At 65.0% G+C, this 20,001-nt stretch carries 15 protein-coding genes and 1 pseudogene; 5 read left to right on the forward strand and 11 right to left on the reverse strand.

Annotated elements, in window-relative coordinates:
• Positions 1-3 precede the first annotated feature (3 nt).
• Both MPSD_RS20155 and MPSD_RS20160 read right to left on the reverse strand, forming a co-directional pair.
• Positions 4-1,752 (reverse strand): AMP-binding protein, encoded by a 1,749-nt coding sequence (locus tag MPSD_RS20155; RefSeq protein ID WP_086084768.1) that lies wholly within the window; start codon positions 1,750-1,752, stop codon positions 4-6.
• Positions 1,753-2,700: 948 nt separating this feature from the next.
• Complete coding sequence (locus MPSD_RS20160) at positions 2,701-3,789, reverse strand: LLM class flavin-dependent oxidoreductase (RefSeq protein ID WP_020786523.1); 1,089 nt, start codon at positions 3,787-3,789, stop codon at positions 2,701-2,703.
• 281 nt (positions 3,790-4,070) lie between these two features.
• On the opposite strand from MPSD_RS20160, the gene MPSD_RS20165 reads away from it, so the two are divergent.
• Positions 4,071-5,327: a saccharopine dehydrogenase family protein gene (locus MPSD_RS20165; RefSeq protein WP_086084760.1), complete on the forward strand. Its 1,257-nt coding sequence runs from the start codon at positions 4,071-4,073 to the stop codon at positions 5,325-5,327.
• A gap of 50 nt (positions 5,328-5,377) precedes the next feature.
• On the opposite strand, the gene MPSD_RS20170 is transcribed toward MPSD_RS20165, so the two are convergent.
• Together MPSD_RS20170 and MPSD_RS20175 are read right to left on the reverse strand one after the other, a co-directional pair.
• A complete protein-coding gene (locus MPSD_RS20170) occupies positions 5,378-6,175 on the reverse strand; it encodes a class I SAM-dependent methyltransferase (RefSeq protein ID WP_020786521.1) in 798 nt (265 codons plus the stop codon).
• A gap of 160 nt (positions 6,176-6,335) precedes the next feature.
• The gene (locus MPSD_RS20175) at positions 6,336-7,598 is read right to left on the reverse strand and encodes a glycosyltransferase (protein WP_020786520.1); all 1,263 of its coding nucleotides are present in this window, start codon (positions 7,596-7,598) and stop codon (positions 6,336-6,338) included.
• A gap of 552 nt (positions 7,599-8,150) precedes the next feature.
• Here MPSD_RS20175 and MPSD_RS20185 point away from each other — a divergent pair.
• The 3 genes and pseudogenes from MPSD_RS20185 (at position 8,151) to MPSD_RS20195 (ending at position 10,547) form a co-directional block, all read left to right on the forward strand.
• Positions 8,151-9,278: pseudogene (locus MPSD_RS20185) on the forward strand (permease).
• 33 nt (positions 9,279-9,311) lie between these two features.
• Positions 9,312-10,208, forward strand: coding sequence for a formyltetrahydrofolate deformylase (gene purU, locus MPSD_RS20190; protein WP_015355151.1), 897 nt, complete (start codon positions 9,312-9,314; stop codon positions 10,206-10,208).
• A gap of 156 nt (positions 10,209-10,364) precedes the next feature.
• Entirely contained in the window at positions 10,365-10,547 is a 183-nt protein-coding gene (locus MPSD_RS20195) for a hypothetical protein (RefSeq protein WP_011740056.1), read from the forward strand.
• A gap of 73 nt (positions 10,548-10,620) precedes the next feature.
• Here MPSD_RS20195 and coaD read toward each other — a convergent pair whose 3' ends face one another.
• The 6 genes from coaD to MPSD_RS20225 form a co-directional block, all read right to left on the reverse strand.
• Entirely contained in the window at positions 10,621-11,094 is a 474-nt protein-coding gene (coaD, locus tag MPSD_RS20200; protein ID WP_011740055.1) for a pantetheine-phosphate adenylyltransferase, read from the reverse strand.
• Positions 11,095-11,167: 73 nt separating this feature from the next.
• Complete coding sequence (gene rsmD, locus MPSD_RS20205; RefSeq protein ID WP_081435690.1) at positions 11,168-11,722, reverse strand: 16S rRNA (guanine(966)-N(2))-methyltransferase RsmD; 555 nt, start codon at positions 11,720-11,722, stop codon at positions 11,168-11,170.
• Complete coding sequence (locus MPSD_RS20210) at positions 11,719-15,114, reverse strand: pyruvate carboxylase (RefSeq protein WP_086084759.1); 3,396 nt, start codon at positions 15,112-15,114, stop codon at positions 11,719-11,721. Before MPSD_RS20210 ends, rsmD begins: the two co-directional genes overlap by 4 nt.
• A gap of 42 nt (positions 15,115-15,156) precedes the next feature.
• On the reverse strand, positions 15,157-15,795 hold the full coding sequence (locus MPSD_RS20215) for a vitamin K epoxide reductase family protein (protein WP_086084758.1): 639 nt from the start codon (positions 15,793-15,795) through the stop codon (positions 15,157-15,159).
• A gap of 5 nt (positions 15,796-15,800) precedes the next feature.
• Entirely contained in the window at positions 15,801-16,568 is a 768-nt protein-coding gene (locus MPSD_RS20220) for a DsbA family protein (RefSeq protein WP_020786514.1), read from the reverse strand.
• A gap of 186 nt (positions 16,569-16,754) precedes the next feature.
• Positions 16,755-17,816, reverse strand: coding sequence for an alpha/beta hydrolase (locus MPSD_RS20225; protein ID WP_272890004.1), 1,062 nt, complete (start codon positions 17,814-17,816; stop codon positions 16,755-16,757).
• Between the two features lie 614 nt (positions 17,817-18,430).
• Here MPSD_RS20225 and MPSD_RS20235 point away from each other — a divergent pair.
• A complete protein-coding gene (locus MPSD_RS20235; RefSeq protein ID WP_036426399.1) occupies positions 18,431-19,279 on the forward strand; it encodes an aldo/keto reductase in 849 nt (282 codons plus the stop codon).
• 4 nt (positions 19,280-19,283) lie between these two features.
• On the opposite strand, the gene MPSD_RS20240 is transcribed toward MPSD_RS20235, so the two are convergent.
• Positions 19,284-19,997 (reverse strand): HNH endonuclease family protein, encoded by a 714-nt coding sequence (locus MPSD_RS20240; protein WP_020724652.1) that lies wholly within the window; start codon positions 19,995-19,997, stop codon positions 19,284-19,286.
• Positions 19,998-20,001 lie beyond the last annotated feature (4 nt).

A 20,001-nucleotide genomic window follows, 5' to 3' on the forward strand; every position in this document is an offset into this window, starting at 1 on the left:
CCGTCATGCGGACCGGTCCAAACGGGTGAATCCGTCGTTTCGGTAACGCTCCACACAGGATGAACGTCGAACTTTGCCGCTGGTCGTGACCGGAATCGAACCGGTCGCCACCAACACGACATCTGCGACCCGCACTCGGTGTGCCCGCGATATCGCGGAGCTGATCTCCCGCTTGACCGAGCGCAGCTTGTCGATGGCCTCCTCACCCGAGTGGCCCCAGCTGGCGAACTCCACGATGGTGACCAACTTCTCACCGTCGGCATCGGGCACCGCTATCGCCACCACCCGGCCACCGGTGATTTCCTGAATCGTCGACTCAATATCGTCGGGATAGTGATTGGATCCGTCCACGATCAGCAGATCCTTGATGCGGCCCGTGATGAACAACTCGCCTTCGAACATCACCCCGAGGTCTCCGGTTCGAAGCCACGGACCGATCGAGGTGCCCGGCGAGGGGTCGGTCAGCTTCGCATCGAACGTGCGCTCGGTGAGCTGGGGGTTACGCCAATAGCCCATGGCAACATTATCCCCCTGCACCCAAATTTCGCCGACCGTCCCCGCCGGACATTCCGTCCTGGCCTCGGGGTCGACGATCCGCACCTCAGATGTCCAGCTCGAACCGTAGCTGACCAGCTTGGCACCGTCGTCGGCTTCATTCGCGCACCGCTCGACCCGACCGACCGACAAGCTCTGGTAATCGAAGTTGACGCTTCTGGGCGGGCGTCCCGGTTCCGCAGTGGCCACGAACACCGTCGCCTCGGCGAGCCCGTAGGAGGGTCGGATCGCCGTGTCGCGCAGGTTGAAGGGGGCGAACCTGTCGATGAAGCGCTGCAGCGTCGCCGGATTCACGCGCTCCGCACCGCTACCGATCCCCCGGACGTGTCCGAGATCCAATCCGGCCATATCTTCGTCCGACGTGCGGCGGACCGCCAATTCGAAACCGAAGTTTGGCGCACAGGAAATCTGTCCACGAAATTTGCCCATCAATTGCATCCAGCGGGCCGGCCGCTGCAGGAATGCCATCGGATTCAGCAATACCGCGGTGTCTTGATTGATCATCGGCAGAATGATGCCGAGCATCAGCCCCATGTCGTGATAGAACGGCAGCCACGACACCGCGGTCGAGGGAACTTTCTCTGTCTCCCCAAGGTAATCGGACATCAACTGGACGCAGTTGGTGATGACGTTCTTGTGGGAGAGGACCACACCGGCGGGCGAACGGGTCGACCCCGACGTGTATTGCAAATACGCGGTGCTCGAATGGGCCGGCGGCGTGAGATCGAGCTCCCGCGCGGAATCCAAGTCCAGCAAGTCGACCGCCACCACAATGGGTGTGCCGCCCTGCCCGGCGCGTGCGTGTGGCGCATATTTGGTGACCTCGTCGATCACCGGCGAAGTCGTAAGAATGACGCTCGGCGTGGAATCCTGCAGCGCTGCCGAGATTCGTTCGTCGTGAATGCCGAACTGGGGCACTGGAAGGGGGACAGCGATAAGTCCGGCTTCTAGCACGCCCAGAAAGGCGATGATGTATTCAAGGCCTTGCGGAGCCAATACCGCGACCCGATCACCGCTGGCCCCGTAGCCGCGCAGCTCTTCGGCCACGATCTTGGCGCGCCGATAGATTTGCCACCAGGTGAGCGTTTCGGTGAACCCGTCCGGGTTCACGTCGTAGTCGATGAACTTGTAGGCCGCGCGATTGGGGTACTGGGTGGCCGCCTTGTGCAGCAGATCGGTAAGCGAGGACTCGCTCATCGCGAATCGCGTCATCATCCCATTGGACGTTGGTACTGCTTGGCCACCCGTTCCCGGTGCCAGTTGCGTCGTCACCTCGTCCCGGGCACGAAACGAAACGGCGTTGGTGTCCATGATCATCCTTGCTCTCGACGGAAGAGACTACGGGCGTTTCGCTGCTGTGTCAGTCGAAACCCGAATCAGCGGGACGGCGTGCCGCGCAAAGCCGCGCCGCAACTCGAAATCGATATGGCCGCACCGCCATAACAGCCCTCGCGCCACCGGCTCGCAGCAAGATTTAACATGGTCGTCACTCACGGCCATGGCTCTTGCTGGAACCCGTTTGGTGGACATGAGCTTTGAGGTTACTAAGGATCAGCGATAGGTGAGATGTTGGGACCGACGGTCCTGGGAAAATTTGGGCCATCCAATCACCCTTCCCAGGGCCCGGACGCCGGGTGCAATCTGAAGCATCGAGGGGTCTACGACAATCACCTCAGCAAATCATCTCTGGATAACCAACCAACAGCCGATTTTCATGAGAAGTGCTAAGTACGAGCACTGCTAAATAAGTTTGGCGCGCGCAACGTTTGGCGATACACGCCGCTGCGGTAACCACGCCCGGCGGTGATCGCCCCACTCCCCTAGCCCCGAGCAGGCCGTAACCAGTCGCGGCAAAACCGTTGCGACAAAGGCAATGTGGCATCTCGGGCACGCGGTGTCGCGCGGCGGTGCGCTGAGGCGTCGCCGCTAAATCGTTACCAGGCAACGGGTTGGGGCCAACTCGCCGCGCCCCCGAGGCCACCGATTCAGCGCTGCGGATCCATCCACCAAAGTGCCCGCAACGACTTCCGGCCGATCGCTGAGCGACCCGAATAGCTAACTTCAGCAATGGCTTTGATCGATCTGCGGCCGCAACGAGCCCAGGCTAGCCGCGAACCGGCTCCGAGCGGATTCGCCGGTGGCCGGTCACAGCTTCTTCAGCCCCCGCAACACCTTGGCGTGCGGCAGCACCGCAGTGACGGTCTTGCGCAGGCTCGGGTTGACCAGGCTGCCATTGATCACCAGCAGATACCTCAGACCGTGGTCACGCCACTCGGCGACCTGATCGATGACCTCGTCCGGCGTGCCGCTGGCCACCACTTCGCGGATCAGGCCGGGCGGAACCTTCGCGGTGTAGGAGAGGACCGTTTCCCTGTCCATCGTCTGGGGGATCAGATCCTGCACGCCGGTGAAGTCGGCTCCCATCGGGTGCTCGACACCGTGGCGCGCCCAGGCCTCCGCGGGCATTCCGAGCGCGTTCATTTTGACGATCACCGAGTCCAGTGCTTCATCCACGTCGTCGCGACTCCACCCGGTGACCACGCCGCGCACTGCCGAAGGGGTGATGGACATCGGGTCACGACCGGCATCGGATGCCGCGGCACGCACCGCTTCCAGCGCGCGGCTGTAGTCGGTGGGCCGGATGATGACGATGGGCACCCAGGCGTCCGCGTAGCGTCCAGTAGCCCTCAGCATCCGCGGACCGTGCGCCGCGACCCAGATTTCGGGCCACTTTCCCTTGTAGGGCGGCAGGTCGAACAGGGCATTGCGCAGTGGAAAGTACGGCGACTCACGCGTGACCAGCGCCCCGTTCGAATCCCACAGGGCACGAATCGTCGCGAGGCCCTCTTCGAACCGCGCAACGGGCTTGCTCCACTCCACCCCGTAGGGCTCGTTGCCCTCACGTTCTCCAACACCGATGCCAAGAATGGCTCGGCCTCTGGTCCGCAGATGCACAGTCGCCGCGGCTTGCGCGGTAACCGCTGGATTGCGACGGCCGACATCGGTCACGCACACACCGAGCCGCAAGCGGTTGATCCGGTTGCCCGCGGCGAGGTTTCCCAGCATCGTCCAAGGCTCGTAGTTGGCATCAACCTTGGGCACCAGCCGCGCCCCAAGACCGAGAAATTCGGGGGTCGCCACCGACCGTGGCACCAGCGCGTTGAGATGGTCACCGATCCAATACGAGTCGGCGCCCATCACTGCGCCGGCCATCATGCTCGACCGCGCGATCATGCTCGGTGGGAGGCGCGAGTGCACCGGAGCGTCGACAAAGCCGTAACGAGAACCGCTCGATTTCTTCAAAATCCGCCTACCTTGCCGTCCGTCGCGGTGTGACTGCGGCGAGGTTACCTGACGTTTCTGTGGACATCCCGCAGCCAACTGGCGGCCTGCGGATCGCCGGCCGGCCCTACCATCTCGCGCCGATGACGCGGCGACTGCGTTCCTACGCAATTGCATTCATCGCTGGTCGCCCGTAACTCAGCCTCCCCAGCCCGCTCGGGTAGTCTCGCCCGATGAGTTCAGCGCAACGCGAGTTCGACATCTTCTTATACGGCGCAACCGGCTTCTCCGGCATGCTGACCGGCCAACACCTTGCGCAACGTGACACGAACGCTCGGATCGCCCTGGCCGGCCGTTCGCCCCAACGGCTGCGGGCCGTGCGGGACAAGTTGGGCCCACTAGCCAGCGACTGGCCACTCGTCGTCGCCGACGCATCACAACCGGCGACGCTCGAGGAGATGGCCACCCGGGCACAGGTCATCCTCACCACCGTTGGCCCCTACACGCGCTATGGCCTGCCTCTGGTGGCGGCCTGCGCCAAGGCTGGCACCGACTACGCCGATCTGACCGGCGAATTGATGTTCTGCCGCAACAGCATCGACCTGTACCACAAACAGGCCGCTGACACCGGCGCCCGAATAGTGCTCGCGTGTGGATTCGATTCAATTCCATCGGATCTGAACGTCCACCACTTGTACCGCCGTGCCGCCGAAGACGGCACCGGAGAATTGGCCGAGACCAACCTGGTGCTCCGCTCGTTCTCCCAGCGTTGGGCCTCCGGCGGCTCGGTGGCAACCTATTCCGAAGCGATGCGCACCGCATCGAGCGATCCCGAGGCGTACCGGTTGGTCAACGACCCTTATACGCTGACCACCGACCGCAGTGCCGAACCCGATCTCGGTCCGCAGCCGGACTTTTCCATGCGGCGCGGACGCGACCTGGCTCCTGAGCTCGCGGGCTTCTGGACCGGCGCATTCGTACAGGGCCCATTCAACACTCGAATTGTCCGACGTAGCAATGCATTACAGGATTGGGCTTATGGCAAGCAATTCCGCTACTCGGAGACGATGAGTCTCGGTCGGTCGTTTGCGGCACCAATCGCCTCCGCTGCCGTCACGGGCGCTATCGCCGGCGGCATCGGTTTGGGCAACAAGTACTTCAGTCGCCTACCGCAACGTGCGTTAGAGCGGGTCACTCCGAAACCAGGCACCGGCCCGAGCCAAAAAAGCCGGGAACGCGGCCATTACCGCTGTGAGACGTACACCACCACGACCACCGGTGCCCGCTACCTGGCGACGTTCACACACAACGTCGACGCGTATGCCTCGACGGCCGTGCTGCTCGGCGAAAGCGGTCTGGCCCTGGCGCTGGACCGCGATCGGCTCTCCGAGTTGCGCGGTGTGCTGACCCCCGCCGCCGCCATGGGGGATGCACTGCTGGCGCGGCTGCCCCAGACCGGCGTCGTTGTGAGCGCGACCCGACTGCACTGACTCCTGGCGCCGCCGCTCAGGTCAGCGCCCGAGCGGCGGTCGCCGGCCGATCAGATCTTCGGGCTGATTCCGTCGGATGCGAGAAAGTCGTCGAAATACGTGGGCGGCTTCAGGTTGAGTAGGCGCTCGCGGTCGGCGACCAGATCCACGTAGTCGAGGGCCTCGATCTGGTCCGCCGTGTAGGACAACTGCGATTCCGCCGAGCCCTTACGCACGATCCCGACGCCGAAATCGCAATTGAGCACCGCGACCTGCAGATCCGCCCGAGTGCTGCGCAGATGAACGATCGCCTTCCAGACGTCGCCGCTCCACAACATCTGCCACCAGCGGTTCTCGGCACGAAAGTCTTCATAGGACGCCGCCGGATAGGCGATCGAAGGATGCGTGGGGTTGCAGTCGTGCAGGACGATGACCCCGTCGTCCTTGAGGTAGCGCAGGATGTTCTCGACATCACGCACTACCTGCTTGTAGGTGTGCAGCCCGTCGACCAAGGCCACATCGACACCGTTGTGCTCGAGATAGCCGGCATCATTGGCGAAAAAGGCGTCACTGGTCGTCTCGAAGTAATGGGTGACACGCGCCTTGGCCGAGGCCAGCTTGCGGGTCCGCGCCGACAGCTTGAACTCGGGGTCGATTGCCGTCTTCTCGTCGGCAGCTATTCGCCGGAACGCAAACCCATGGGAGACACCGATCTCGAGGTAAACAGGCGCCGCCCTACCGGCGAGCGCCCGTTGCACGGCCCTGACCCGGTTCATCCGACGATCCTTCCCGAAGTGGAACTGACCGTAGTTCCATGACTCTTCGGTGAGGCGCCACACCAGCGCCTTTGAAGTTTCGGTTGCTCCCATGAAGGGTTCCTTTCGCCGAGAGGAGAAACGTTAGCCGCAGTGCGGCATCGAACTAACGTTTGAATCGAGGATCTGTGGGGACCGAATCGTCCGATGCCGCCGATGAGCCGACCGCTGGTCCAAACCTACTAATTGACCTGATTGACAGGCGCTACCCCTGCTAGCCGGCCGCCGATTTCGCGACCGCACCCTCGGATACGCGCCGCAAAGCGCTCTCCACATGCTGAGGAAAGCGAGCCAATTCGCGTCCGAACACCTCGGCGAGCTCCTGAGCGGATTGCCGGTATCCAGGTCGGTCGAGCAGCTGGCGCACGGCCGCCGACACCGAGCGAGCCTTGAGCCGCTCGGTGCGCAGCAGCAAGCCCGCTCCGGCTGCCTCGATGGCCTGCATGTTGAGGTGCTGGTCCAGGTTGCTAGCGATCCCCAGCACCGGCACCCCAACCACCAGGGCCTGCTGCGTCGTGAGGCTGCCCCCGTTGCAAATCACCACGTCGGAGCGAGCCGCGGCCGCCTCGCCCGGCAGATAGTCCGCCACATAGGCATTGGCCGGGATATTGTCCAGGTCGCTACGGTCGGCGGTGGCAGCGATGACCGTCACCGGCAGATCGGCCAGGCCGTTCAACACCACCTGCAACAGATTCCGCCCCCCGGAGGTACCCAGGGTCGCGTAGACGATCGGCCGGTCCGCCGGCAGCGAATCCCACCAGTCCGGCGTCTCCCCCGACGGCGACCAGAGAACCGGGCCGAGATACTGGTGGTTGTCCGGCCGGTTGTAGGTCGGCTGCAGCTCGGGGATATCCGCGTACAGGGTTTGGTCGCCATCGGTGAAAATGCGGCACAGGTTCAAACCCAGGCTCGGCAATCCGTGCTTGCGCCGGACCCGATTCAGCGGCATGCACTGCAGAGCGAAGAACAACGGTCGCTCCAGCCGGTAGGCGCGCTTGACCAGCCGAACACCGAACAGGCGGCTCCAGAACACCTCGGGCAGCGGAAAACGACGGCGCGAGTAGGGACTCCAGTAGGCGTTGGCGATGGCGACGTAGGGAATGCCGGCCAGTCGGGCGCTGGCCGATAGCGAAATGCGAAGGTCACCGACGACCAGATCCGGCGCAACCTCGGCCAGCACCCTGCTGTCCTCCTCGACGTACTGGCGCAATGTCCGGGTCGTATAGAAACGGCCCTGCACCAGGTTGCCGAGAAATCGCTCGCTGGGGATGGTGTAGATCGGGTGATGGGGAAACGGGATCGGCCCCAGCAGCTTGTTGAACCGCGGGTCACACGCGAAATGCACCTCATAGCGGCTCGGGTCCAGCGACAGCGCGACGACGAACGGTCGCACGACGTGGGCCAGCGTCGTTGCCTCGGCGACAAACAGGACCCGCTGCCTCCTGACGGGCTGCGGTGCGTTTGTTGCGATGCTCATGACCGCGTCCCTTCACGACGTTTGTCGGCAAGTTGTCGGTAACCGTTGTTCGTTACGCCCCACCCAAACGCCGTAGCGTACCCCCTGGACGCCCGCGGTCTGGAAGATCGGGCCAAAATGGCGTGGGCGATGCCGATCCGGTCGACTCGTTCACCGCAGCGCCCGGTCGCGATCACATCCACCCGGGCGCCCGCGCTTCATTGCCCATCTCGAACATCGTGTTTCATTGTGTGCCAACGCTTTTGCGCAGCCGCCCGGAACTCTATCGCCAGCCAATGCGACGCTGCCGCCAACCGGTTCACCGACGGCCGGGACGCCCGGTCGCCAGCAAGCGGGAGGCGAACCCGCATGCGCCCCCCAAAACAGCCGCATATCCTGCGGATTCCGGACACGGCACCCCCTTGTGCCGATACCCCCATAGGGTATATGTTGCCGCAAGGGAGCGGGTCGGCCCAGAATGAAGACTTGCCGGATGGATGATGCGAAACGGAGGACCGGGTGGCGGGCACAGTATTGGGAGCGGTCGGCCATGCACTGGCCCTGACCGGATCGATGACCTGGGAAATCTTGTGGGCGCTGATCTTGGGCTTCACGTTGTCGGCGATGGTGCAGGCCGTGGTGCGCCGCTCGACGATCGTTGCTTTGATGGGCAACGACAAACCGCGCACGCTTGCGGTTGCCGCCGGACTGGGCGCCGCTTCGTCGTCCTGCTCCTACGCCGCGGTGGCGCTGGCACGATCGCTGTTTCGCAAGGGCGCGAACTTCACCGCAGCCATGGCGTTTGAGATAGGTTCCACCAACCTGGTCGTCGAGCTGGGCATCATCCTGACGTTGTTGATGGGCTGGCAGTTCACCGCCGCGGAGTTCGTCGGTGGCCCGCTGATGATCATCGTGTTGGCCGTGTTGTTCCGGCTGTTCGTACGCACCCGGCTCATCGACGCGGCCCGCGAGCAGGCCGAACGCGGGATCGCCGGCTCCATGGAAGGTCACGCCGCCATGGACATGTCGGTGGGCGGCGAGGACTCGTTTCTGCGCCGGCTGTTCTCCCGCCGCGCCTTCACCTCGGTGTCGCACGTGTTCGTGATGGAGTGGGCGGCAATTCTGCGCGACCTCGTTCTCGGTCTGGTGATCGCCGGCGCAATCGCGGCTTGGGTTCCCGAAACTTTCTGGCAGAACTTCTTTTTGGCGAATCATCCGAACTTGTCGGTGGTGTAGGGACCGCTCGTTGGCCCCGTCGTCGCGATCGTCTCTTTCGTCTGCTCGATCGGCAATGTGCCACTTGCCGCGGTGCTGTGGAACGGTGGCATCAGCTTCGGCGGTGTCATCGCCTTCATCTTCGCCGACCTGCTGATCCTGCCGATCTTGAACATCTACCGGAAGTACTACGGAACGAAGATGATGTTGACCCTGCTGGGCACCTTCTATGTCTCGATGGTCGTCGCTGGATACCTGATCGAACTCATCTTTGGCGCGGCGAACTTGATTCCTCGACAGCGCAGCGCCACGGTCCTGCACGCGGGCATTTCGTGGAACTACACCACCTGGCTCAACATCATCTTTCTCGGAATCGCGGCAGTGCTGGTGACTCGCTTCATCACCAGTGGCGGCATGCCGATGCTGCGCATGATGGGCGGCTCTCCCGAAGCCGAAGGCCACCAACACGGCCATCAGTGTCACTAGCCGAGGGCGCCGGCGGTATCCTTTCCGGCGGCAATGTCTCAGAATTTTCCACCGCCGCCTGGCGGTCCACCGCCGCCGGCCGATATCGGTCGGCTACTACTGCGTTGCCACGACCACCCTGGGATCATCGCCGCCGTCAGCACGTTCCTGACCCAGGCCGGCGCCAACATCATTTCCCTGGACCAGCACTCCACCGCCCCCGAGGGCGGAACATTCCTGCAGCGGGCGATCTTTCACCTACCCGGGCTCACCGCTGCCATCGACGAACTGCAGCGCGAGTTCGGCAGTGCCGTCGCCGACAAGTTCGACATCGACTACCGGTTCACTGAAGCGGCCAAACCCAAACGAGTCGCGATCATGGCTTCCAAGGAAGACCACTGCTTGTTAGATCTGCTGTGGCGCAACCGACGTGGCGAACTCGAGATGTCGGTTGCCATGGTGATCGCCAACCACCCTGATCTGGCCGACCATGTGCGCCCGTTCGGTGTGCCGTTCATCCACATCCCCGTGACTCGGGACACTCGCGCCGACGCCGAACAGCGTCAACTTCAGTTGTTAAGCGGCAACGTGGATCTGGTGATCCTGGCTCGCTACATGCAGATCCTCAGCCCCACGTTTCTCGACGCCATCGGTTGCCCGTTGATCAACATTCATCACTCGTTTCTTCCCGCCTTCACCGGCGCGTCTCCTTACAAACGCGCCCGGGAACGTGGCGTCAAGCTGATCGGCGCCACCGCACACTACGTGACCGAAGCTCTCGACGAGGGGCCGATCATCGAACAAGACGTCGTTCGGGTCGACCACAATGACACCGTGCACGACCTGGTGCGAGTCGGCGCCGACGTGGAGCGCGCCGTGCTGTCGCGTGCGGTGCTGTGGCACTGCCAGGACCGCGTCATCGTGCACCACAACCAGACCATCATCTTCTGACGCCGCGGCCGGCCGTCAACGCCGGCATACCCGCGACACCGATGCACCCCGGGGCACCAAGAATGTGCCAAGGTTTCGCCAAGCGCGCGCCATCAACCTTGCTTGGACGGCGACATTCGCCTCACCCGCACCCGATGACCGAACAGAAAGGCATCTATGATCGCTGCCCGAATCCGTGCCCTCGCCGGGATGTCGCTGTTGGCCTCGGCCATCGGCCTGGCCGCCTTCGCAGCGGCCGGAGCCGCCAGCGCGGCCCCCAGCCACCAGCCCGACTACGGCACCTACACCTGCTACGACACGGCGACGCAAACCTTCTACGGCTGCTTCGACCCACGCTAGTCGGGGCCGCATCGTCACTCGACACTGTGGACAGGTGAGCGGACCTAGTCGCCAACCGCGGCTAGGTCCGCTGCTATTTTGTCCGCTCCCGCAGGCGGCGGTTCACCGGTTCCGGCAGTAGTTCGGAGACGTCGCCGCCGAGCATCGCCACCTCTTTGGCCAGCGACGACGACACAAACGAATACCGCGGCGCCGTCGCGACGAAGAATGTGTCGACGCCAGCGATGTGTTTGTTCATCTGCGCCATCTGCAGCTCGTACTCGAAGTCGGTGCCGGTGCGCAACCCCTTGACGATGGCGTTCATCCCCTGGGCCTTGACGAAGTCGACCACCAAGCCTTGCCCGGCCTCGACCCGCAGGTTGGGCAGGTGAGCCGTCGACTCCTCGATCATCGCGATCCGCTCATCGAGGTCGAACATGCCCTTCTTGGCGGGATTGACCAGAATCGCCACCACCACCTCGTCGAACTGGGCGGCGGCGCGTTCGAAGACGTCGACGTGCCCCAACGTCACCGGGTCGAACGAACCCGGACATACCGCGCCCGTCATATGCGCCGCTTCTCCTCGTCGCTTCGGCCTGCCTGGTCGCCGGCGGTCATGACCGATGACGGTACACGCTGGCCTACGACCGGTCGGCCAGCTCCAAACGGGTGTCGCCGTAAACCCGCTCGGGCCACACCGACCAGCCGGCCGGCCAGGTCAACGCCGCACCGGTGGCCGGCCGCTCCACGACGGCCACCGTTGCCTGGTGCACCCACCCGTGGGAGTCCAAAGCCGCCAAGACGGCTTCGATCTCGGCGCAGGAGACATCGTAGGGCGGGTCGGCCAGGATCAGGTCGAACGGCGACGCGGTGCCACCCGCCAGGACCGCAGCGACCGCACCCCGGCGCAGTGTCGCGCCGGCGAGCCCCAGAGCCTCGATGTTGCGGGCCAGAACGGCCGCGGTGCGCTGATCGGACTCCACGAACAGCGCGGCGGCCGCGCCGCGCGAGAGTGCCTCCAGTCCGAGCGCTCCCGAACCGGCATACAGGTCCAGCACGGCCAGGCCGGTCATCGCGCGTCGCGCCGCAAGAATGTTGAACAGCGACTCGCGCACCCGATCGGTGGTGGGTCTGGTACCACGCTGCGGGACAACGAGGCGACGGCCGCCGGCGACGCCACCGATGATCCGGGTCAGCTCACCACCACCAGCAGGTCGCCGCCCTCCACCTGGGCGGTCGACGACACGGCAACCCGTTCGACGGTGCCATCGTTGGGCGCGGTGATCGGGGCCTCCATTTTCATCGCCTCGATGGTGGCGATGGTTTGCCCGGCGCTCACCCGATCCCCGACCGCGACGCCCACGCTGACCACGCCGGCGAACGGCGCGGCGATGTGTCCAGGATTGCCGCGGTCGGCCTTCTCGGCGGTCGGGACCGCACTGGCAATGCTGCGGTCACGCACCAGTACCGGCCGCAGCTGACCGTTCATGATGCACATGACGGTTCGCATTCCACGCTCGTCGGGTTCGGAGATGGCCTCCAGGCCGATCAACAGTTCCACCCCGCGCTCCAGCTTGACCCGGTGCTCCTCGCCCTGTCGCAGGCCGTAGAAGAACTGGTTGGCCGACATTTGGGACGTGTCGCCGTAGGCTTCGCGGTGCTCCTCGAACTCCTTTGTCGGCGCCGGGAACAGCAACCGGTTCAAGGTCGCCTGGCGTTTGGGTCCCGGCGCGGCCAGCGCGCTGTGGTCCTCGCCGGTGAGCTGACCAACGGGCTTCGCCGGTGCGCGCCCGGCCAGGGCCGCACTCCGCAATGGTTCCGGCCACCCCCCGACCGGGTCGCCCAGATCGCCACGCAAGAAGCCCAAGACCGAGTCCGGAATGTCGAATCGTGCGGGCTCGGCAGCGAATTCGTCCGCACTCACCCCGGCACCAACCAGCGCCAGGGCCAGATCGCCGACCACCTTCGAGGATGGGGTGACCTTGATCAAGCGGCCCAGCACCCGGTCGGCTCCGGCGTAGGCATCTTCGACCTCTTCGAACCGGTCCCCCAGCCCCAGCGCAATCGCCTGCTGGCGCAGGTTCGACAGCTGGCCGCCCGGAATCTCGTGGTGGTAGACCCGACCCGTCGGACCCGGCAACCCGGACTCGAAGGGCGCGTAGACCTTTCGCACCGCCTCCCAGTAAGGCTCGAGCGCGCAAACCGCCGCCAGTGACAGACCGGTGTCGTATTCGGTGTGCGCGGCGGCGCCAACGATCGAACTCAGCGCGGGCTGGCTGGTGGTACCGGCGAGCGGGGCGGCGGCGCCGTCGACGGCGTCGGCCCCCGCATGCCAGGCGGCGACATAGCTGGCGAGCTGGCCGCCCGGGGTGTCGTGGGTGTGCACATGCACCGGCAAATCGAAGCGACTGCGCAGTGCGGTGACCAGCTGGTGAGCCGCCGGGGCCCGCAACAGTCCGGCCATGTCCTTGATGGCCAGCACATGCGCGCCCGCCTCCACGATCTGCTCGGCCAGCCGCAGGTAGTAGTCCAGCGTGTAGAGCTGCTCGGCCGGGTCGCTCAGATCGCCAGTGTAGCACATCGCGACTTCGGCTATCGCAGAACCGGTTTCGCGCACCGCGTCGATCGCGGGCCGCATGGACTCCAGGTTGTTGAGCGCATCGAAGATCCGGAAGATGTCGATGCCGGTCGCGGTCGCTTCCTCGATGAAGGACGAGGTAACCACCTCGGGGTAGGGCGTGTACCCCACCGTGTTGCGGCCACGCAGCAGCATCTGCAGGCAGATGTTGGGCATCGCCGCGCGCAGCGTGGCCAGCCGCTCCCACGGGTCCTCTTTGAGGAAGCGCAGCGCCACGTCGTAGGTCGCACCACCCCAACACTCCACCGAGAGCAGCTGCGGCATGGTCCGCGCCAGATAGGGCGCCACCCGGCTCAATCCGCTGGTGCGCAGCCGAGTGGCCAGCAACGACTGGTGGGCGTCTCGGAAGGTCGTGTCGGTGACCCCCACCGCCGGCGATTCCCGGAGCCAGCGCGCGAAACCCTCCGGCCCCAATTCGACCAGGCGCTGCTTGGAGCCGGCCGGCGGCGGGGCATCCAGATCAACCTGGGGCAGCTTGTCGTTCGGGTAGACCTTGGACGGGCGGCTGCCGTGCGGCTTGTTGACCGTGACATCAGCCAGGTAGTTCAGAATCTTGGTGCCGCGGTCGGCCGAGGTGCGCGCGGTCAGCAGCTGGGGGCGTTCGTCGATGAACGCCGTCGTGATGCGCCCGGCTTGGAAGTCCGGGTCATCCAGAACCGCCTGCAAGAAGGGAATGTTGGTCGATACGCCGCGAATCCGGAACTCGGCGATCGCCCGGCGTGCCCGGTTCACCGCCGTCGAGAAATCCCGTCCCCGGCAGGTCAGCTTGACCAGCATGGAATCGAAGTGCGCGCTGATCTCCGCACCGAGGTTGGTGCTGCCGTCCAGGCGGATGCCCGCGCCGCCGGGGGCGCGCAGGGCGCTGATCCGCCCGGTGTCGGGCCGGAAACCGTTGGTCGGATCCTCGGTGGTGATCCGGCATTGCAGGGCGGCGCCGTGCGGCCGGACGGTTTCCTGTCGTAGACCCAGATCTTCGAGCGACTCCCCCGCGGCGATCCGCATCTGGCTGGAAACCAGGTCGACGTCGGTGATCTCCTCGGTTACGGTGTGCTCCACCTGAATCCGCGGATTCATCTCGATGAAGACGTATTCACCACTTTGGTCCAGCAGGAACTCGACGGTACCGGCGCAGGTGTAGCCAATGTGACGGGCGAAGGCGACCGCATCCGCGCAGATCTTGTCGCGCAGCTCACCGGGCAGGTTAGGCGCCGGCGCCAACTCGATGACCTTCTGGTAACGGCGCTGCACACTGCAGTCGCGCTCGTAGAGGTGAATCACGTTGCCTTGCGTGTCCGCCAGGATCTGCACCTCGATGTGACGGGGGTTCAACACCGCCTGTTCGAGATACACCGTCGGGTCACCGAATGCGGACTCGGCTTCGCGGCTGGCTGCCTCGATCGCTTCGGCCAGCGCGGAGATGTCGTTGACCCGGCGCATGCCACGGCCACCACCGCCGGCAACCGCCTTGACGAAGAGCGGAAAGCGCAGGCCGGTGGTCTCCGACTGCGCCGCAGCCACCAGCTCCTGCACCGAGGCCGACGGCGCCGACGACCTCAGCACGGGCAGCCCGGCCTCCCTGGCCGCGGTGACCGCGCGGGACTTGTTTCCGGTCAGCTGGAGCAGCTCGGCGCGGGGGCCGACGAAGGTGATGCCCGCCGCCGCACACGCCCCGGCCAGATCCGGGTTCTCCGACAGGAACCCATAGCCCGGGTAGATGGCATCCGCACCCGCACGGAGGGCGGTTTCGACGATCTCGTCCACCGACAGGTAGGCGCGCACCGGGTGCCCGACCTCGCCGATCTGGTAGGACTCGTCGGCCTTGGACCGGTGCAGTGAATTGCGGTCCTCGTACGCGTAGACGGCAACGGTGCCGACGCCCAATTCGTAGGCGGCGCGAAACGCGCGGATCGCGATCTCACCGCGGTTGGCCACCAGCACTTTTGAGATCATGATTGACCCCTTACTTCACCCGTCGCAACGCAAACTCGACACCTAGAGCAGTGTCGACCAATAGTTCCAGAAGCGAACCATGATCAGCAGAAACACTGCGGTGAGCCACAGCGTGGCAATCGACCACCGCCATTGGAAAAGCACCCGCACAGCAGCGCCGCTGGTGCTGTCCGGGTCCGGACGGAATGCTATCGAGCCAACCACGACTAACAAAGTCGCGGTGATGATCCAGACCACCATGCAGTACGGACACAGCGACCCGATGCGGTAGAGACTCTCGAAAATCAGCCAGTGCACGAACACCGTTCCGACCAGGACACCGATCGTCAGCCCCACCCAATACCAACGTGGCAGGGGTACTTTCGTCACCTCCAGCACGCCGGTGACCACCACCACGGTGAACGCCGCGATGCCGAACAGCTGGTTGGGAAAGCCCAGCAGCGAGGCCTGCGCGGTCGTCATCACCGAGCCGCACGACACGATGGGGTTGATGTTGCATGCGGGAACATAGCTGGGGTCGAGCAGGATCCTGACCTTCTCCACGGTCAGCGCTCCGGACGCAAGCAGGCCCGTCACACCGCAGATCAGCACCCACCATGCGCTGGCCATGGGCACGTGCACCTGGCGAACGGCGCCTGACGTCAGGTCGCTGGATCGCTCGGCGGAGTCAGCTGACACCACAATGGTCAGGATGTCGCGTTGGCTGCGACCGCGTCAATGCCCGAAATGGGGCCCACGATCTCTTTGATCTTGGCCACCAGCGCTTCCGGCGTCGACCATTCGTATTCCTCGCCATTGATCTTGACCGTCGGGGTGGCATGCACATTGGCTGCCACCGCCAACCCGTTGACCTTGTCGAGGTACTTGCCGCTGTTGATGCAGTCCGGCACCGTTCCCGCCGCACCCGCCTCACGCGCGATTTCGATCAACTTCGCGTTGTCGGGGAATGTCTTGCCGACCTCGGACGGCTGAATGTCCTTGCTGAACATCGCGGTGTGGAACCGCCGGAACGCATCGATGGACTCATCGGCGACGCAGTACGCCGTGGCGGCGGCTCGCGCCGAATAGTTCTGGTTGCGCGGGCTGGAGAGAATGTCGACCATCGTGTAATCGGCGGCGACCGCCCCGATGCCGACCAGCCTGGACACCGTCGGGCCGAACGCGCGCTCGAACATGCCGCACGCCGGACACAGGAAGTCCTCGTAGAAGGTCATCACGACCTTGGGGTCCTGGGTCCCCGGCTGGGTGACCAGCTTGCTCGACGTCACCCGGACCGAGTCGTCGGGACCGGCGGCACCGCCGCCCTTTTTCTGATGCGAGGTCACGATGTAGAAGACCAGGGCGACCGCGAAGAACACGACGAACGCGGTGCCACCGATCTGGATGAGCCGGCCGAACTTGCCGTCGGGCGAATTCAGGTCGATCCGCGGGGGACGCTTGTTTTTGTCGGCCACAGGTTTGCTGATCCTCACATGTATTGGTCGGCTGCGCTTCGCTTGCGGGCTCGTTCAGCCTCCGGTGGTCGGGCGCCTCTAGAGTACCGGCGGCCGGCCAGCCGCAGCTGAGACCCACGACGATATTGACCGATGGTGCCCGCAACGGTCCGCACCCACGGCGCGAAGCCACCCCACCGGCACCGCTCAAACCCGGGTCAGGTGTGCACGCAGCGCAGAAATCAGCTCGCTGGTTGCGGCGGCACAACCACCACCGAGCGGAAACAGATTGAGGAACCCGTGCGTCAGCGACCCCATGGCGCGCAGGTCAACCGGGGTGCCGGCGGCCCGCAGGGCGGTCGCGTAGTTCTCGCCTTCGTCACGCAACGGGTCGAAGCCTGCCACCGCGATCAGCGCCGGCGCCAGCCCGGCCAGTGATTCGGCTCGTAACGGCGATACCCGCGGGTCCGTGGGCTCAATGCCGGAGCCCTTCAGGTACTGGGAGTGAAACCAGTCGATGTCGCGTTTGGTCAGCAAGAACCCTCGGGCGAACAGGCTCGCGGAACGGGTCCGCCCGGCAAAGTCGGTTCGTGGGTAGATGAGCCACTGGAAAATCGGGGCCGGGCCTCCGCTGTCTCGGGCCAGCTGGCTCACCACGGCCGCCAGGTTGCCCCCCGCACTGTCGCCACCGACCGCAACCCGTCCCGGCAGAGCACCAAGCTCGGCGGCGTGCGCGTGCGCCCACTCAAAGGCCGCGAACGCATCGTCGATCGCGGCGGGGGCGCGATGCTCGGGCGACAGCCGGTAGTCGATCGCCAGGACATGGATGCCCGCATCGCGACAAGTCAGTCGGCAGACCGCGTCGTGGGTGTCGAGGTCGCCGAGTGCCCACCCGCCCCCGTGGTAGAAGACCAGCAACGGCGCGGCCGCATCGCCGGGCGGACGGTAATGCCTGGCGCTGATGTCGCCGGCAGGTCCGGGCAGGGTTAATTCCTCGACATCGACATGGATCTGCGGACCGGGAAATCCCAACATCGCCTCGCGCATGTGGGCGCGGGAAGCGGCCAGGTCGTCATCGATCACCAGCCCGTCCAGACCCACGACCCGCATGCCCGACAACATCAGCTGCAATGCGGGATCGAGGGTGTTTCCGTCGATGATGACCGAGCGACCCCGTGTGATCAGCCGTTTGGCGACATCGGGAACCCATGGGATGACCTTGGCGCCGACGACGGTGACGGTGTTCTGCACGCGACTCAGCCAGCTCATCGTCGCGTGCACCGTTTCGGGATGGAGGTCCGTCTCACCTGGCAGGCTATTTGTCATGGGCTACTCCCTAGAATCGCTAGACAAGCCTCGTCTTGCTGGACGACGATCATTCGGTAGCCGTCGTCGGGCTCGGCAACTGCTGGATCCCGACAACCCCCGAGGTAAACCGCAGTGAACGGGAAACCCGGCGCGCGGTCGGCGAGTCCGACGTGCCCTGCGACCAACTGTACGTGGTAGCCCTGTTGCCGAATCTGGACCACGGTTGCAGCCGCGGGCCGGATGCGCGGCAGCCATCCGACCATCTTCCACGCATCGGCGCTGGCCACCGCCGGACAAGTTCACCCGAAGCGCCCCCCGACACCGAGCGTCACAGGGCGCAACGCCGTCGCCGTCACCTGCGACGAAGCAGCGGCACGGGCGTTGATTAGGTGACATATACAACTCGGTAATATCGTGATCCCCTGAGTCGGTAAACCCCCAGACGGATTGCGAGCGACTTCCACCGTGTTCGACTTTGAACTGAGCGCCGATAAAATCACGGTGGCCTGGTCGCCAGAGGTTCGAACCCGACTTAGTCAAAATCCGCGAACGTTCAATTTTCACAGGTAGGCGAGATGATGCCGGGCGCCCCCAGCCCCTCTGCCCCATCGATAGCGCTCAATGACGAGAACACCATGCCGGTCCTCGGCATGGGCGTCGCTGGGTTGTCGGATGACGAGACCGAGCGCGCGGTGTCCGCGGCATTGGAAATCGGCTGCCGGCTCATCGACACCGCCGCCGCATACGGCAACGAGGCGGCAGTCGGGCGGGCCCTCGCCGCATCCGGCATTCCCCGGGCGGAGTTGTTCGTCACCACCAAAGTCGCCACCGCCGACCACGGCTTCACCGCGTCCCGCGAGGCCTGCAAGGCCAGCCTGGACCGGCTGGGCTTGGACTACGTCGACCTGTACCTGATTCACTGGCCGGCCCCGGCGGTGGGCAAGTACGTGGACGCGTTCGGCGGCCTCATCCAGGCCCGCGGTGAAGGCTTCACCCGCTCCATCGGGGTGTCCAACTTCACCGAGGAACACGTCTCCAACGTCATCGACCTGACCTTCGTCACCCCCGCGGTCAACCAAGTCGAGTTGCACCCGCTGCTCAACCAGGACGAGCTGCGCAAGGCAAATGCCCAGCACAACGTGGTGACGCAGTCCTACACCCCGCTGGCGCTCGGCCAGCTGGCCGACAACCCGACCGTGACCTCGATCGCGGGCGAGTACGGCAAGACGCCCACCCAGGTGCTGCTGCGCTGGAACCTGCAACTGGGCAATGCCGTCATCTTCGGTTCCTCCAATGCCGAGCACATCGCCACCAACCTGGACGTGTTCGAGTTCGAGCTGGCCTCCCAGCACATGGACGCCATCAACGGCCTCAACGACGGGACCCGCCTGCGTGAGGACCCGATGACCTTCGCCGGGGTGTAACCGGCTACCCGGTCGGGCAGGTCGCCGCGGCCTGGCGCAGGACGTCGCTCGACGCCCGATCGACCGGCAGCGCATATCCGCGCAGCACGGCGATGAATTGCATGGCGTATTGGCAGGCAAACGCGGCGTTGGGCGGCATCCACCCGGCCGGCGGGGAGTCCCCTTTGTCCTGATTGGCGTGCCCCTGCACGGCCAGCAAGTTGGCCGGATCGTTGGCGAACCGCAGCCGCCGCGCTGCCGGCCAGTCCGATGCGCCCATGTCCCACGCATACGACAGCGGGACGATGTGATCGATCTGCACCGATTGCCCCACTCTGGCGCCACGCTGGAAGACGACGATGGTGTTGGTATACGGGTCGTGCAGCGTGCCGGTGGCCACCGCATTCGGACACCGCTTGGTCACCACATAGGTCTTGTCGACGAGATCGCGGTCGAGGATGTCGTCACGAGTGTCACACCCGTTGTGGCCGCCGGGGGCGTCGTTGTTGTCGTCCCAGGCCGCGCCGAATGCGGCCCTGCGGTAGTCGTAGCGGTGCATTCGCCGCGGCAGCACGCCGATCCCGGCGAGCACGTCGGTCCCGGGTTGGACCGTCGGAACGCCGGCCCGCGCGGCGAACTCCTCTGCGTGCCTGGCCGTCGACGCCCGCACGCTCTGATAGGCGACCAGCACCGCAAGCAGCGCGGCCACCGACAGCCACAGCAGCATCTTTCGGTTCACGACG

It is taken from the genome of Mycobacterium pseudoshottsii JCM 15466 (assembly GCF_003584745.1).
Taxonomy (GTDB): Bacteria; Actinomycetota; Actinomycetes; order Mycobacteriales; family Mycobacteriaceae; genus Mycobacterium; species Mycobacterium marinum.

What these genes read in the sequence shown, in the direction of transcription:
- MPSD_RS20155 (WP_086084768.1), bottom strand. Translation starts at nt 1,752, where the DNA reads ATGAGCGAGTCCTCGCTTACCGATCTGCTGCACAAGGCGGCCACCCAG.
- purU (WP_015355151.1), top strand. Translation starts at nt 9,312, where the DNA reads ATGTCTCAGAATTTTCCACCGCCGCCTGGCGGTCCACCGCCGCCGGCC.
- coaD (WP_011740055.1), bottom strand. Translation starts at nt 11,094, where the DNA reads ATGACGGGCGCGGTATGTCCGGGTTCGTTCGACCCGGTGACGTTGGGG.
- MPSD_RS20195 (WP_011740056.1), top strand. Translation starts at nt 10,365, where the DNA reads ATGATCGCTGCCCGAATCCGTGCCCTCGCCGGGATGTCGCTGTTGGCC.
- MPSD_RS20210 (WP_086084759.1), bottom strand. Translation starts at nt 15,114, where the DNA reads ATGATCTCAAAAGTGCTGGTGGCCAACCGCGGTGAGATCGCGATCCGC.
- MPSD_RS20170 (WP_020786521.1), bottom strand. Translation starts at nt 6,175, where the DNA reads ATGGGAGCAACCGAAACTTCAAAGGCGCTGGTGTGGCGCCTCACCGAA.
- MPSD_RS20160 (WP_020786523.1), bottom strand. Translation starts at nt 3,789, where the DNA reads ATGATCGCGCGGTCGAGCATGATGGCCGGCGCAGTGATGGGCGCCGAC.
- MPSD_RS20165 (WP_086084760.1), top strand. Translation starts at nt 4,071, where the DNA reads ATGAGTTCAGCGCAACGCGAGTTCGACATCTTCTTATACGGCGCAACC.
- MPSD_RS20225 (WP_272890004.1), bottom strand. Translation starts at nt 17,816, where the DNA reads ATGAGCTGGCTGAGTCGCGTGCAGAACACCGTCACCGTCGTCGGCGCC.
- MPSD_RS20235 (WP_036426399.1), top strand. Translation starts at nt 18,431, where the DNA reads ATGATGCCGGGCGCCCCCAGCCCCTCTGCCCCATCGATAGCGCTCAAT.
- MPSD_RS20175 (WP_020786520.1), bottom strand. Translation starts at nt 7,598, where the DNA reads ATGAGCATCGCAACAAACGCACCGCAGCCCGTCAGGAGGCAGCGGGTC.